This is a genomic window from Streptomyces bicolor (assembly GCF_000719285.1).
GTDB classification, from domain to species: domain Bacteria; phylum Actinomycetota; class Actinomycetes; order Streptomycetales; family Streptomycetaceae; genus Streptomyces; species Streptomyces bicolor.
This window is the reverse complement of sequence record NZ_JOFS01000004.1, coordinates 188195-202397: the sequence shown is the minus strand read 5'-3', so window position 1 is coordinate 202397 and position 14203 is coordinate 188195. Positions and strand designations below refer to the sequence as shown.

Here is a 14203-nt window from a genome sequence, read left to right as displayed (position 1 = left end):
CCGATGCAGGATCTCGAATCCGCGGTGGCCGTCGTGGGCATGAGCGGCCGTTTTCCCGGCGCACCGGACCTGGAGTCCTACTGGGCCAATCTGCGCGACGGGGTCTGTTCCATCTCCGCCCTGAGCGAGAAGGAGCTGCTGGCCGACGGGGCGGACCCGGCGGAGCTGCGCAATCCCGCGTACGTCCCCGCCCAGGGCCGGCTCGAGGACGCGGACCGCTTCGAGGCGGACCTCTTCGGCTTCAGCCGCACCGAGGCCGCGGCGCTGGACCCGCAGCACCGGGTGCTGCTGGAGACCGCCTGGTCGGCGCTGGAGGACGCGGGCCGCGCCCCGCTGACCGCACCACCTGCCGCTGCCGCGGCGGGCCCGTCCCGCACCGGCGTGTACGTGGGCGGCAGCCCGACGGAACACGCGCTGGCGGCCGGCACGGACCCGGCGCTCGCGGCGTCGATCGGCGCCCTTCAGGTCCGTATCCTCACCGACCGCGAGTTCCTGGCGCCCTGGATCTCCTACCGCCTGGGCCTGGACGGCCCGAGCATGACGGTCCAGACGGCCTGCTCGACCTCGCTGACGGCCGTCCACCTGGCCGTCCAGGCCCTGCTCCTCGGCGAATGTGACACCGCGCTTGCGGGCGGCGTGGCCATCGGGAGTGTGCGCAGGCAGGGCTACGTCCACTACCAGGGCGGGATCTTCTCCCCCGACGGCCGCTGCCGCCCCTTCGACGAGAAGGCGGCCGGCACGGTGCCGGGCAGCGGGGTGGGCGTGCTGGTGCTGCGCCGGCTGGTGGACGCGCTGGCCGACGGCGACCCGGTGCGCGCGGTGATCCGGGGCACGGCGGTCACCAACGACGGTGCCGGCAAGGTCGGTTTCACCGCTCCGGGGGTGGACCAGCAGACGGCCGCGATCGCGGAGGCGTGGGCGGCGGCGGGGCTGGAGCCGTCGGCGGCGCAGTACCTGGAGGCGCACGGGACGGGGACGGAGCTCGGGGACCGTATCGAGCTGGAGGCGGCGAGCGCGGCCTTCGCGGGCGGCGACGGCATCGGCCTCGGCTCGGTGAAGTCGAACATCGGGCACGCGGACGCGGCGGCCGGGGCGGCGGCGCTGATCAAGACGATCCTGATGCTGGAGCACGCGACGCTGGCGCCCACGGTGGACGTCACGAGCCCGCTCGCCGCCCTCGACCGGTCCCCGCTGCGGCTGGTGACCGAGGCGGAGGAGTGGCCGAGTCGGGACGGCCTGCCCCGGCTGGCGGGTGTGACGTCGGTGGGTATCGGCGGCACGAATGTGCATGTGGTGGTGCAGGAGGCGCCCGGGCGGCGGGCGCGGGCGGGTTCCGCGACGCGTCCGGTGGTCCTGCCGCTGTCGGCGCGTACGGAGCCCCAACTCGCCCTCTTGGCCGACCGGTTGGCCACACGCCTGCGTGCGGCGGACGCGCCCGCCCTGAGGGATGTCGCGCACACCCTGCGCACCGGCCGGGTCGGGATGCCGGTGCGCGCGTACGTCGTGGCCGGCGAGGCACGCGAGGCGGCCGACCGGCTCACGGCGCTGGCGGAAGGCCGCCGGGACACGCGGACCGACCCGCTCGGCGAGGCGTGGCTGAGGGGCGAGGAGGTGACGTGGCCGGCCCTCGACGGTGAGGCAGGGCGGGTGCGGCTCCCGACGTACCCGTTCGCGGGCGAGCGCTACGGCGCGATGACCCTGCGGAAGGCCGCGGCACAGCGGACGGAGGCGCCCGAGGCCCCGTCGCCCGCGCCGCGGAACGAACTCGAGGACCAGGTGGCCGCGCTGGTGGTCGAGGCGCTGGACCTCACCGGTGCCGCCGACCTCGCGCAGTCGTACTTCGAGGCGGGCGGCGACTCGCTGACGGCGGTGCACCTCGCCGGCAGGCTCCGTGACGAGCTGGGCATCGAGGTGCCGATCCAGCTGTTCCTCGAACCGGTCACACTGAGGGACATGACGACCCAGATCTGCGAGCTGAAGCGGAACGGTGCCGCGGACAGCGCCCTGGACGCCCTCCTCTCCGAGTTCGAGGCGGAGTCATGACCGTTCCGGGCGTACGGACCCGGTGGTTCAGGGGCGTGAGCGCGCCCGGCGCGAGGATCCGGCTGGTGTGCTTCCCGCACGCGGGCGGAGCGGCGGCCTCCTTCCACGGCTGGGCGACGCTGACGCCACCGGAGATCGAGGTCGTGTCCGTGCAGTACCCGGGCCGCCAGGACCGGCTGCGCGACCCGTGCCCGGCCACGCTGGAGGAACTGGCGGACGCGATCACGACGGCCATCTCGGTCGAACTGCCCGACGACCTGCCATTGGCGTTCTTCGGCCACAGCATGGGTTCGTCGGTGGCGTACGAGGTGGCCCGCCGCCTGGGGGACGTCCCCGGCCGCACGCTCACCCACCTGATCGTGTCGGGCCGGCCCAGGCCCCGCCTCCCGCAGGAGAAGGCACCCCGCCCGGCGCCGACCGACACCGAGATCCTGGACCGGGTACGCCTGCTGGACCCCGAGGGCGCGGCCGTCTACGAGCACCCCGAGCTGCGGCCGGTGATCATGCCGGCGCTGCGCGCGGACTTCGGGCTGCTCGCGGCGTACCGCCCGACTCACCTGCACCGGCTGCAAGTTCCCGTCACGGCCTGCGGAGGGGACCGGGACCCCGTGTGCCCGGTCGAGGCACTCTCGTCGTGGTCGGACGTCACGACGGAGGGCCTGGAAGTCCGGGCGTTCCAGGGGAACCACTTCTATCTCAACTCCCGGAAGGAGGAGTTGCTCGCGTTCCTCACGTCACGGCTGCTGTGACCGAGCACGTGGCAGGTGACTGAGCGGGCCGAACAGGACGGAGCTCCTCGCACGGACGTGCAACAGCTGAGAAAACTGGGCATGTTTCCCCTTCAACTACCAGAGGGGACATGCCGAGATGAGCGAGTCCGCCGCGTCCGCGCCCCGCAAGGTCGTCGTCACCGGACTCGGGGCGGTCACACCGCTCGGGCTCGGGTTCAGGGAGTTGTGGCAGGGGCTGCTCGACGGTCGGCACGGAATACGGGAGTTGACGGACGAGGAGTTCGACGGGCTGCCCGTGCGGGTCGCGGGGGTCGTACCCGTGGATCCCGCCCGGCTGCTGCCCCGGCCGGTGGCGCGGCGCATGAACCGGGCGGCGCGGTTAGGGGTGCTGGCGGCTCGGGAGGCGTGGGCCGACGCCGGGTTCGCCGGATCCGGCACCCGGGAGAGCGGGATCGATCCGGCGCGGGTGGGGGTGAGTCTGGGGGCCATCCTCGGGGACGCGTCCGTGCTGGTGGGCGGGGACCGGAGGCTGCGGGAGAAGGGGCCGCGGGCCGTCTCGCCGCTCACCACTCCGATGACCGTGCCCTCGCAGGCCGCCTCCCAGGTCTCGCTCGATCTGCACATCACCGGGGAGGCCCGGACCGTGACGAGTGCATGCGCGTCGGGGACCGAGGCGATAGGGCAGGCGATCGACCGCATACGGTACGGACGTGTCGACGTGGCGCTGGCGGGCGGCGCCGAAGCGGTCGTCACCCCGGCGATCATGGCGTCCTTCGCGGCGATGCGGGCACTGGCCGACGGTGATCCCGCCGACGGTTCGCCCTCCCGGCCCTTCGCCAAGGACCGGGGCGGGTTCGTCAACGGCGAGGGTGCCGGGATCCTCGTCCTGGAGGCCGAGGAGCACGCCCGTGCCCGTGGGGCGCGGATCTACTGCGAGGCCGCGGGGTGGGGCCTGTCCGCCGACGCCCACCACATGGCGGCACCCGACCCGTCCGGCAACGGCATCGCCCTCGCCCTGCGGCGGGCCCTGCGGGACGCCGGGGCCGGGGTCGGGGACGTGGTCCATGTGAACGCCCATGCCACGGCCACGGTCGAGGGCGACCTCGCGGAGGCGGGTGCCCTGCGGGCGGTGCTCGGGCAACGGTCCGTCCCGGTCACCGCGCTCAAGGGGCACCTGGGGCATCTGCAGGGGGCCGCGGGCGGGGTGGAGGCCGTCGCGGCCGTACTGACGCTGCGTCACGGAGTGGTGCCGCCGACCGTGGGGTGCGGGGAGGTCGACGACGCGATCGACCTGGATGTGGTGAGGGGGGCGCCTCGGGCGCTGCCCGAGGACGGGGACCTGGTGCTCAGCAACTCGTTCGGGTTCGGGGGCCACAACGCGGTGCTGGCGTTGCGGCGGCTCGGCTGACGGGCGTGCGGCTCACGCCGTGCGCTTGCGCGACGCCGTCTTCTTCGCTGTCGTCTTCTTGGCCGAGGTCTTCTTCGCCGTACTCTTCGCGGTGCTCTTCGCCGTCGTCTTCTTCGCCCCGTCGGCCGTCTTCGAGGTCGACTTCCTGGCCGAGGACGCCGTCTTCTTCGCCGCCGTCTTCTTCGTCGCCGTCGACTTCTTGCCCGCCGCCTGCTTCGGGGCCGCTCTGGCCGTCTTGCGCTGCGGCAGCCGTCTGACCTGCCCCTCCGCCTCCTCCCCGGCCGGCTCCTCGCCGCGCGACTCCTTGGCCGCCCGGACGCTGCTCTCCAGAGCCGCCATCAGGTCGAGGACCTTGCCGCCCGCCGCCGGTTCGGGGGCCTCCGGCGGGGCCTCGCCCGCGGCCTTCGCGGCGACGACCTCCTCCACGGCCTCGCGGTACTCGTCGTGCAGTTCGGAGAGGTCGACCTCACCGAGGGTGTCCATCAGGGCGTCCGCGAGGTCCAGTTCCTTGTCGTTGACCTTGACCTTCGTGTCCGGTGCCACGCCCTCGGGCTCGCGTACCTCGTCCGGCCACAGCAGCCCGTGCATGGCGATGGCGTCGCCGACCACCCGCAGCATGCCCAGCCGCTCACGCCCACGCAACGCGAACTTCGCGATCGCCACCTTCTGGCTGCGCTTCAGCGCCTCCCGCAGCAAGGTGTACGGCTTCGCCGCCGGCGCCCCGCCCACCGCGAGGTAGTACGCGCTGTCCATGTGCAGCGGGTCGATCCGGTCGGCCGGCACGAAGGCCACGATCTCGATCGTCTTCGCGGTCGGCAACGGCAGGTGGGCCAGGTCCTCGTCCGTGATCGGGATGATCGTGCCGTCCGCGTCCTCGTACCCCTTGCCGATCTCCGCCTGACTGACCTCACGGTCGTCCAGTTCGCAGACCTTGCGGTAGCGGATGCGGCCGCCGATCTCCGGGGGTTCCAGATGTGTTGCGTGACATCGCAGTGTGCTTCGTCGTTGAGGGTGCTGCGATGGTTCTCTGGGGGTGTTGCTCTGTGGTGGACCGTTGCGGTCTGTCCGTGGAGCAAGGAGATCAAGAGGTGCGTGCTTTTCCGGTCCGGATGCCGTCCGGTGCTGCGTACTGGACAGTGGTCGATGCCGACGTGCAGGTGGTGAACGAAGCCGACCGGTACCTACGGGGTCTCAGGTTGGGCAAGGACCGCGCCGAGTCGACGACGAAGGCGTACGCCGGAGCGATCGCGCTGTTCCTGCGCTGGTGTACGGCTACAGGGCGGGACTGGCGTACGGCCGCCCGCGATTTGAGCTCCTTCATCCTCTGGCTGAAATGGCAACCGGCCGGGGCAGAGGGGCAGGCGACGGTCGTACCAGGGCCCGGCGGGAAGCCCGCCCGGGATGCACGCCGGATCAATGGCGTGCTCACAGCCGTTCGCGGCTTCCTGGCCCACGCGGTGACAGAGCGAGAGGTCCCGGGCTGGGTGCTGGAGCAGCTCTACCAACTCGGCGACAGCTTGGACCTCCCCCTTCAGGCGCAGTCGGAAGACGGCAGGCTCCGCTACCGGCTTCAGGCTCAGCATCGCCTGCCGGAAGCGGAGAAGGCCGTAGATCGGGCCAGCGATGCGGAGATCGTGGCGATGTTCCGGGCCTGTCGCTCGGCACGCGACAGGTTGCTGATCCTTTTGCTGTCCCGGGTGGGTCTTCGCCGCGGGCAGGCTGCGGGCCTGCGTCGAGGCGACGCTCACTTGCTGGTGGACTCGACCACTCTGGGATGCCGTCTGGAAGGCGCTCACCTGCATGTCGTACGGCGGCAGAATCCGAACAACGCCTGGTCGAAGTCCCGGCGTCCGGTGGCGTTGCCCGTGGATTTCCTGGTGGTGCAGGCATTCGACCAGTACGTATTGGAGCGGCACGAACGGCTCGGGTCGGCGGGCAGTGATTTCCTGCTGGTGAACCTCTTCCGTGAGCCCTTGGGCTCGCCGATCACACCTGATGCGATCGGCGAGACCGTGGAGGCCCTGGCCCGTCGTGCAGGGCTGGACCGCAAGGTCACCCCGCACATGATGCGGCACGCTTTCGCCAGCAATGTCGCGGACTCCGGCGGCTCGTTGGACGAGATCCAGTCCCTCCTGGGCCATAAGCACCCGGACTCGGCTCGTCCTTACCTGCACCCCGCGCAGTCCCGGCTGCGCGAGGCGATCAGCCGCGTTCCCTCGCCGAGGGATCTGGGCGAGGAGTCAGGTCGATGACGCTCAGCGTTGTCCGCACCCAGCCCTTGGGGCAGGAGGTGGAAGAGGACGGTGCCGCGGCCTTGTGGGCGGCGGTCGATCCGGAGTTCCTGGCCCTCTTCGACTGGTCTCCGGAGACCGGTGTGCTGTTCTACCCCGCGGATCACCCGCTGCTGGGCACGCCGCTGTGCCGAGTGAAGGGCTGCGTGCAGACCAGTGTCACCAGGCAATTGTGTTCCGGCTGCCGATTGCGGTGGAGGCAGGCAGGGAAGCCCCCGCTGGAGGAGTTCGCCGACATGGACCGCGGCAACTGGCGGCAGGTCGGGGTCGAGGACTGCTCGGTGTCCGGTTGCCAGCGGCCGTTCTCGTCCTGGCGGCGGCCATTGTGCTCAACTCACCTCGCGCAGCTCAAGCGCCGGGACGTGACGCTGGAGGAGTTCCTCGCCCTCGACGATGTCGTCGCACTGCCCGCGTTCGGCCCCTGCGAAGTCGCTGCCTGCCATCGGTACAGGGACGGCGTATCTCCGTACTGTCACGCCCACCGGGAGCGCTGGAGGAACGCTGTCGCCCGCGGGCGGAGCGAGAAGGACGAGGAGCTGTGGCGGTGCACAACAGCGCCCGTGTCCGCGAACAACGAGGTCAGCCTGCGCGGACTACCCGATCGTGTGGTGGCGGAGATCCTCTACGGGGTTCAGTCCCGAACGCGCGAAGGAATCCACACCACGCAGTTCCTGCTCCGCAATCTGACCAACCGTCTCCGCGAACTCCAACTCCCCTCGCTGACAGCGGTGGACCCGGCACATGTCTCCCGGGGTACGCGCGGCCTCTGCAGCAGCCTGGTCACCCTCGTGGGTCGGTTCGGACTGACGCCGGAGGGCGAGCGGGGCAAGGACGTGTGGAACGGTGCCGCGTTCGGACACTCCGGGCATCTGCGTTTCACCGCGATCCACCAGTCCTGGCTGAGAACCGCGGCCAAGGAATGGGCGTTCTTCTCCCTGCCTCAGCGGCGTGGCAATGTCATGAGCAGCATCCAGGACATCCTCAACGCGTTCGCCCTTCTGTCCGAGAGCCTGAGGCTTCAGCGCGAAGATCATGGCGATGACATCCGCGCGCTCAGCCGCCGGGACATCACCGCGTTCACCAACCGTCTGGCCTTCCTGCACCACAGTAGGGAGATCTCGGCGCACAGGCGGGTTGTGGTCGTCCGCTACGTCCGTACCCATCTCGCCCGTATGCGGTCACTCGGACTGACCCGGCCCGGTCAGCCGCTGCACGGACTGCCGGATGACTTCGCCATCCTCGCGGAGGACATTCCCGACGACCCGGAGGACACGGAAGCCGGTAAAGACCTCCCTGCCGAGGTCATGCGACAGATCTGCGAGCAGTTGCCGTCCCTCGTCGGCCAGGCCCGGAACGGCAACGAGAACCGGGTGGCGGTCGAATTGCTCATCGACACGGGGAGACGGCCTCAGGAGATCTGCCAGCTGCGCTGGGACTGCCTCAAGCAGGACGCCGACGGGCAGCACGTGCTGATCTACGACAACTACAAGGCCAACCGCCACGGACGCCGGCTGCCGATCTCCCAGGCCACGGCTGGAGTGATCACCAGACAACAGGAACTGATCCGCGCCGACTTCCCGAGCACACCGACCGACCAGTTGATGCTGCTGCCCACGCGAGTGGCCAATCCCCACGGCCTGAAGCCCATCACACCGGGATGGCTCTCCGGCCGCCACCGCGAGTGGATCCGGTCCCTGCCCGAGTTCCTGGTCCCCACTCGTGTCGAGATGGACGGTCTGCCGGTCACCAGGATGATGCCTTTCGACAAGTCCAAGATCTTCCTCTACGCATACCGGCACACCTACTGCCAGCGACACGCAGACGCCGGGGTCGCCGTCGACGTCCTCAGGGCCTTGATGGATCACCGGCGACTGGACACCACCCAGGCCTACTACCGGGTCACCGAACAACGGCGGCGCGAGGCCGTCGACCGTGTCACCGAGATGCAGTTCGACCGGCACGGCAAGCGCATCTGGCGGCAGGCCAAGGAACTGCTCGACTCCGAGCACGCCCGCCGGGCCGTCGGCGAGGTCGCCGTTCCTTACGGGGTCTGCACCGAGCCGTCGAATGTGGCAGCGGGTGGACACGACTGTCCCGTCAGATTCCGCTGCGTGGGCTGTGGTCATTTCCGTACGGACGTCTCCTACTTGCCCGATCTGGAGGCCTACCTCGCGGACCTGCTGCGCAATCGCGAGCGGATCGCCGCTGCGCTGGACGCGGACGACTGGGCCAAGGCCGAGGCAATGCCGTCGGACGAGGAGATCAGCCGTGTAAGACGGCTCATCAAGCGAGTCAAGGACGGTCTTGACGATCTCGACGCGAGCCAGCGCGCCGAGATCGAGGCGGCCGTCTCCGTGGTCCGCCGCGGTCGGCAAAGCGTACTGCTGGGGATGCCTAGGATCCGTCAGCCTCTCCCCGATCTGCGACCAGAAAGGCCACTGTGACCAGCAAGAACAATGTCCCCACTGCCGAAGGGCGACGGGGGGACTCGGCACGCCGACGGCAGCGAGTCGAGAAAGCCATCAGCGCCGCGGTCAAGGAGGGCGGAGATATCACCGCCTCCAGCATCGCCCGAGCCGCCGGAGTCGACCGTTCCTTTCTCTACCGCCACCGCGACCTGCTGCAACTCATCCACACCGCGGCAACGGCGCCGTCGTCCAGTGAAGGACCCGCCCAGGTCAGCAGGGCCTCCCTGCAAGCCGACCTGGCGAACGCCCTGGATCGCAACGCCCGGCTCACGGCCCGCGTCCGGCAACTGGAGAACCGACTCTCCCAACAGCTCGGCGAACAGGCCTGGCGCGACTCCGGCCTCGGAGCGCCCAGCGACATCGACAACCTCCAGCGGCAGATCACCACTCTGGAACAGCGAGTGGTGGAACTCCAAGGACAGCTCGAAGACCGCGCCGAGGAACTGCAAGCCGCGCGTGCAGCCAACCGAGAACTGACCCGAACCCTCAATCAGACCCACCGCTGACCGGACGTCTTCCTCCGAACCGTCCATGTGGCGCATGCCGGGATGCGATCAGCGGCCGACGGAGGTGCCATGGGAAAACAGGAGGTGGGAAGGCCATGGCCCGAGCGGTCTGGAGCGGTGCTCTCTCATTCGGGCTCGTCGCCCTGCCGGTGCAGCTGTTCACGGCGACGGAAAGCCACACGATCCGCTTCAACCAGCTTCAGCGCGGGACGTCCGACCGAGTGCGCAACAAGCGAGTCAACGAGCGCACCGGCGAGGAAGTCCCCATGGAGGAGATCGTAAAGGGCTTCGACATGGGGGACGAATACGTGGTCGTCGAACCGGACGAGCTGGACGAGATCGCCCCCGGCCAGTCCAAGTCGATGGAGATCACGGGGTTCGTCGACCTGGACCAGGTCGAACCGGTCTTCTTCGACAAGACCTACTACCTGGCGCCCAAGGGCAAGGAGTACGCCAAGGTCTACGCCCTGCTCCACAGCGCCCTGGCCCAGGCGAACAAGGTCGGCATCGCCACCGTCGTCATGCGCAACCGCGAGTACCTGGTCGCTGTGAAGGCAGAGGGCGACGTCCTGGCGATGCACACCATGCACTGGGCGGACGAAGTCCGCGACCCTCACCGGGAGATCGGGAGTCTCCCGGAGGAGACGCAGGTCGCCGAAAAGGAGCTGCAGACGGCGGTGCAGCTGGTCGAGGCGCTGAGCATCGACTGGAATCCGGAGGAATACCACGACACCTACCAGGAGAAGGTGCTCCAGCTCGTGGAGGCGAAGCGCACCGGTCAGACGGTGGAGAAGGGCGAGCCGCCCCCGAAGACAACGAAGGTCGTCGACCTCATGGCGGCCCTGCAGGCCAGTGTCGAAACGGCCAAGAGCCGCAGAAAGCCCGGCGAGGAAGAGGAAGCGCCCCGGCGTGGTCGCCCGCCGACGCATATCAAGGAAGCGGCAGAGAAACGCCGGGCCCGGACGACAAAGAAGACCGAGGAAAAGCCGCCGAAGCCCTCCGAACTCAAGGAACTGAGCAAGACAGAGCTCTATCAGAGGGCATCCGACGCAAACATCCCTGGTCGTTCCTCAATGAGCCGCGATGAACTGATCAAGGCCCTCTCCGGCAAGGGCGGCCGGCGCAAAGCGAAGGTGTCCTGAGCCACCGCCTCATCCGTTTGACTCTGCCCACGAACTGCATCGTCTCAGTCACCGGACACCTCGACAGGACGCAGCACCGTTATCGCCTCCTCCCGACGCGCCACCATCGCAAACGAGAACCTGTCGGGCTCCAGGCAAAGCTCGACATCGTCCGGATGGACTCCTTGGTATCCGCGCCGCAGGCCATCGGCGAGATCGGCTGCAGCACGAGAAGCCCGCGCGCGGTGGAGATACGGGGCTGCCTCGACATCACCCAATGCGACACGCTGTCCGATGTATTCAGCGCAGGCCAGATCCTCGTCGGCTCGTCCGTCCTCGCCAGTAACGACGAACGTCACAGGACCTGCACCTTCGGCCCTCAAGAACCGCGCTGTCGCGCTGGCCACCACGAAACTCGCGCACAACACGAGCGGCGCATCCGCAACGGCCAGGGCACCCACGGTCCCCGCCGTCGTCTTCTGAACGACCGTGCGACCAGCCAAGGCGGCCGAAGTGATCAAGCCCGGTGAGTTCACTGCATCAAATCCGGCTGCCGGCGCACCGTCCTTCAAGGCCAGCCAACCTGAATGGCCCTCTTTCAACTCCAGGGCCTCGCTCTCCGACGATGCCAGGACGATCCTCTCGGCGCCGCGCGCGAAGGCCCAGGCAGCCACAGTGAAGGCACGCATTACGTCGATGACGACTGCCACAGAGGGAACCTCGGTCACCTCTGGGATGCCGACAAAACGAGGGTTCATGGCACCCATTCTTGCTGGACCCAGGGGCCGCCCCGTCGGAGGGAGGCCGGTCCGCAATTCAAGGCGCCCTTCTCCGGGAGTCACCCGATTCAGTCATCTCGCCACAGCTGTTGCACTGGATAGGGTCTCGATCGACAGCTCTGAGCTGCACTAACGCCAGAACGACACCGGGCGAACACCTCACACCCCCAGAGAACCGCCGTCCTCCAGATGGATCTGCCGGAAGGAGATGGAGTGGCTCTCGGTCGCGTTCACCACCTTGATCGGGATGCTGACCAGGCCGAACGAGATGGCGCCGTTCCATATGGATCGCACGTGCAGCACCCTTTCGATCGGTTCACGAGGATTACTCGGACATCCACCATGATTTCTGGAATTCTCATCGTATGACGCCGATCACAGAGGTGGAGGGGCGACGGCTCGCGCTCAGCAATCTGGAGAAGGTGCTGTATCCGGCGACCGGCTTCACCAAGGGCGAGGTGCTGCACTTCTACGCCACCACCGCCGACGTCCTGCTGCCGCATCTGCGGGATCGGCCGGTGTCCTTCCTCCGCTATCCCGACGGCCCGGACGGCCAGGTGTTCTTCACCAAGAACGTGCCCCCGGGCACCCCCGACTGGGTCACCACGGCCGAGGTGCCCCGCGTCGAGGGACCGGCCCGGATGGTGTTCGTGCAGGACCTCGCCAGCCTGATGTGGGCCGCCAACCTCGTCACCGAGTTCCATACGCCCCAGTGGGTGATCGACGCGCCCGGCGAGGCCGACCGGCTGGTGTTCGACCTCGACCCCGGCTCGCCCGCGACCGTGGTCGAGTGCTGCGAGGTGGCCCTGTGGCTGCGGGAGCGTCTCGCGGCCGACGGCATCGAGGCGTACGCGAAGACCTCCGGCTCGAAGGGCCTGCACCTCACCGCGGCCATCCGGCCGGCCCCCTCCCAGCAGGCCACCGACTACGCCAAGGAACTCGCCGTGGAGGCCGAGAAGGCCCTGCCCCGCCTCGCCATCCACCGGATGACGAAGAGCCTGCGCCCCGGAAAGGTCTTCGTCGACTGGAGCCAGAACGCCGCCCGCAAGACGACGGCCACCCCGTACACCCTGCGCGCCCGCCGCGAGCCGACGGTGTCGGCCCCGGTGACGTGGGAGGAGGTACAGGACTGCCGCTCACCTCGCGGCCTGACGTTCCTGGCCCCGGACCTGGCCCCGCGCCTACAGGATTACGGCGACCTGCTGGCGCCGCTGCTGGACGGCGACCGGGCGGGCACACTGCCCTGATCTCTCGACGCCCGTCCAGGCAATTCAGCCCGTCTGGGGGTGCCCCCTCTGGGGGTTTGAGGACGAGGCCCGTCAAGGGCCGAAGCGGGGGTCTGGGGGCAGCAGGCCCCCAGGGGACGGTCACCCCAGCCAACCGCACCGCTCAACCGGCGGAGCCAACCGCACCCCAGACCCGCCGGTCCCGAGCCATCGCATGCAGCGCCTCCACATCCGCCGGTTTCAGCACCCCGCCCAGCCGGGCCAGCCCCTCCACCTCGGTGTCCCTGAGGACCCGGACCTCACGGAGCGGCCCCGGAATCGCCACGGCGGAGGGCTCGACCAGGGCGAGGACGGGATGGACCTCCGCGGTCAGGGCGTAGGACGCGCGGTCGGCGTCGGCGCGGACACGGCGCAGCAGGGGGTGGGGTTCGCGGCGGCCGAGGGAGACCATCGGGTCGGCGACCGTCACCTTCTGCTTACGGGCGTACAGGGCGTGCACCGCGAAGAGTCCGCCGGGCCCGATCACCAGGTGGTGGATGCGGTCACCGCCGGGCAGCGGGACGGAGTGCAGCGCGTGCCAGCCGGCGCCGTCGAGCCGGTCCAGGGCCTCGCCGATCGCCTGTTCCGCGGCCAGGGCGCGGCGGCGCGGGTCGGGGCGCCGCAATCGGTGTGTGGGGCCGGGGTCCCGGTCGAGGGCGACCAGGAGCGCCTCGCCGGGCCGGTTCGGCGCCAGGTCGTCGTCCGGGTGGAGGGTCAGCCGGGCCAGCTCCGCCGGGGTGGGCACCGGCGGCGGGCCCACCGTCACCGGGCCGGTGACGAAGGGGCCGAGCGCCTCCAGCACATCCTCTCTGCGGTCCTCGCTGAGCAGGTTGATCCGGGCCGCCTCACGGTCGTACCAGGCGATGTTCCGCCCGTCCCGGAGGCAGACGTAGAGCCGTTCCTGGCCGTGTCGCCAGGTCGGTATGACGCGCAGTCCGCTCATGCACCATCACCCCACTGACCATGGGAACAGGCAGGGTGCTGCGCGGGCAAGAACCCGGTTACCTTTGAGCGGAGTTGGGCAGACCCCCCGGGGGGTGGTTGGGGAGGCGCCGTTGCGTACCCGCAGGAAGCAACCCGACGTGCCGGCTCCGGACAGCCCGTGGAGCGAGATCGTGCCCGGCCTGTGGATGGGCGGGCATGAGTTCCGGGGGCATTCGGGACAACTGGAGTTCGCGGTCGTACAGGACGAGTTCGACCTCGTGCAGACGCTGCTACGGCTGCCCGGGCACGGACCCGATCCCGGCGTCGAGCATCATGTGTGGCCGATTCCCGACGGTCCGCTGGACGGCACCCAGCTCGCGGGGGTGATACGGCTGGCGGAGGCGGCGTGCGAGGCGCTGGACGAGGGCCGCAGGGTCCTCGTTCGCTGTTACCACGGGTACAACCGCTCGGGTCTGGTCGTGGCCCACGCCCTGATCCGCCGGAACCACTCCGTCGACCGGGCGATCCGGCTGATACGCTCCCGCCGCTCTCCGTGGGCGCTGCACAACGACCTGTTCGTCGAGTACCTCCGGGCCGGCCTGCCGACCGCCCGGCTCCTGGAGGAACTCGCCGAGTAGCCGTTTCGCCCGTCCGCCCACCGGGTGCG

At 69.6% G+C, this 14203-nt stretch carries 10 protein-coding genes and 3 pseudogenes; 9 read left to right on the top strand and 4 right to left on the bottom strand.

The window, feature by feature from the left end; translation table 11 throughout:
- Window positions 1-3: 3 nt before the first annotated feature.
- From IF78_RS0106135 to IF78_RS0106125, 3 genes and pseudogenes are all read left to right on the top strand, one after another.
- Window positions 4-2043 carry a polyketide synthase gene (locus IF78_RS0106135; RefSeq protein ID WP_158751272.1) on the top strand — a complete coding sequence of 680 codons (2040 nt, stop codon included), beginning with the start codon at window positions 4-6 and terminating at the stop codon, window positions 2041-2043.
- Window positions 2040-2792 carry a thioesterase II family protein gene (locus tag IF78_RS0106130; protein WP_031479616.1) on the top strand — a complete coding sequence of 251 codons (753 nt, stop codon included), beginning with the start codon at window positions 2040-2042 and terminating at the stop codon, window positions 2790-2792. The genes IF78_RS0106135 and IF78_RS0106130 overlap by 4 nt, the downstream gene beginning before the upstream one ends.
- 133 nt (window positions 2793-2925) lie before the next feature.
- Window positions 2926-4182: pseudogene (locus tag IF78_RS0106125) on the top strand (beta-ketoacyl-[acyl-carrier-protein] synthase family protein); the annotation flags it as partial.
- Window positions 4183-4194: 12 nt separating this feature from the next.
- On the opposite strand, the pseudogene ku (IF78_RS0106120) reads toward IF78_RS0106125, so the two are convergent.
- Window positions 4195-5142 (bottom strand): annotated as a pseudogene (gene ku / locus IF78_RS0106120) (non-homologous end joining protein Ku); the annotation flags it as partial.
- Window positions 5143-5270: 128 nt separating this feature from the next.
- Between ku (IF78_RS0106120) and IF78_RS0106115 the strand changes: the two are divergent.
- From IF78_RS0106115 to ku (IF78_RS0106100), 4 genes are all read left to right on the top strand, one after another.
- Window positions 5271-6434 carry a tyrosine-type recombinase/integrase gene (locus tag IF78_RS0106115; protein ID WP_031479610.1) on the top strand — a complete coding sequence of 388 codons (1164 nt, stop codon included), beginning with the start codon at window positions 5271-5273 and terminating at the stop codon, window positions 6432-6434.
- Window positions 6431-8917 (top strand): tyrosine-type recombinase/integrase, encoded by a 2487-nt coding sequence (locus tag IF78_RS45725; RefSeq protein WP_078662325.1) that lies wholly within the window; start codon window positions 6431-6433, stop codon window positions 8915-8917. The genes IF78_RS0106115 and IF78_RS45725 overlap by 4 nt, the downstream gene beginning before the upstream one ends.
- On the top strand, window positions 8914-9447 hold the full coding sequence (locus IF78_RS43350; protein ID WP_031479606.1) for a DUF6262 family protein: 534 nt from the start codon (window positions 8914-8916) through the stop codon (window positions 9445-9447). Before IF78_RS45725 ends, IF78_RS43350 begins: the two co-directional genes overlap by 4 nt.
- 95 nt (window positions 9448-9542) lie before the next feature.
- Window positions 9543-10589 carry a non-homologous end joining protein Ku gene (ku, locus tag IF78_RS0106100; protein WP_031479604.1) on the top strand — a complete coding sequence of 349 codons (1047 nt, stop codon included), beginning with the start codon at window positions 9543-9545 and terminating at the stop codon, window positions 10587-10589.
- Between the two features lie 44 nt (window positions 10590-10633).
- Here ku (IF78_RS0106100) and IF78_RS0106095 read toward each other — a convergent pair whose 3' ends face one another.
- Entirely contained in the window at window positions 10634-11326 is a 693-nt protein-coding gene (locus IF78_RS0106095; protein WP_031479602.1) for a 2-phosphosulfolactate phosphatase, read from the bottom strand.
- Between the two features lie 189 nt (window positions 11327-11515).
- Window positions 11516-11641: pseudogene (locus tag IF78_RS47465) on the bottom strand (non-homologous end joining protein Ku); the annotation flags it as partial.
- 71 nt (window positions 11642-11712) lie between these two features.
- Between IF78_RS47465 and ligD the strand changes: the two are divergent.
- Entirely contained in the window at window positions 11713-12594 is an 882-nt protein-coding gene (gene ligD / locus IF78_RS0106085; protein WP_031479600.1) for a non-homologous end-joining DNA ligase, read from the top strand.
- Window positions 12595-12736: 142 nt separating this feature from the next.
- On the opposite strand, the gene IF78_RS0106080 is transcribed toward ligD, so the two are convergent.
- Window positions 12737-13555, bottom strand: coding sequence for a nuclease-related domain-containing protein (locus IF78_RS0106080; protein WP_031479598.1), 819 nt, complete (start codon window positions 13553-13555; stop codon window positions 12737-12739).
- A 112-nt stretch (window positions 13556-13667) separates the two neighbouring features.
- Between IF78_RS0106080 and IF78_RS0106075 the strand changes: the two genes are divergently transcribed.
- Window positions 13668-14174, top strand: a complete 507-nt coding sequence (locus tag IF78_RS0106075) for a protein-tyrosine phosphatase family protein (protein WP_031479596.1) — start codon at window positions 13668-13670, stop codon at window positions 14172-14174.
- The last annotated feature ends 29 nt before the right edge of the window (window positions 14175-14203 follow it).

Bases quoted from the DNA above. Each gene is read 5' to 3' on its own strand.
- IF78_RS0106095 (WP_031479602.1), bottom strand. From the start codon at position 11,326: ATGAACCCTCGTTTTGTCGGCATCCCAGAGGTGACCGAGGTTCCCTCT.
- IF78_RS0106130 (WP_031479616.1), top strand. From the start codon at position 2,040: ATGACCGTTCCGGGCGTACGGACCCGGTGGTTCAGGGGCGTGAGCGCG.
- ku (WP_031479604.1), top strand. From the start codon at position 9,543: ATGGCCCGAGCGGTCTGGAGCGGTGCTCTCTCATTCGGGCTCGTCGCC.
- IF78_RS0106080 (WP_031479598.1), bottom strand. From the start codon at position 13,555: ATGAGCGGACTGCGCGTCATACCGACCTGGCGACACGGCCAGGAACGG.
- ligD (WP_031479600.1), top strand. From the start codon at position 11,713: ATGACGCCGATCACAGAGGTGGAGGGGCGACGGCTCGCGCTCAGCAAT.
- IF78_RS45725 (WP_078662325.1), top strand. From the start codon at position 6,431: ATGACGCTCAGCGTTGTCCGCACCCAGCCCTTGGGGCAGGAGGTGGAA.
- IF78_RS0106135 (WP_158751272.1), top strand. From the start codon at position 4: ATGCAGGATCTCGAATCCGCGGTGGCCGTCGTGGGCATGAGCGGCCGT.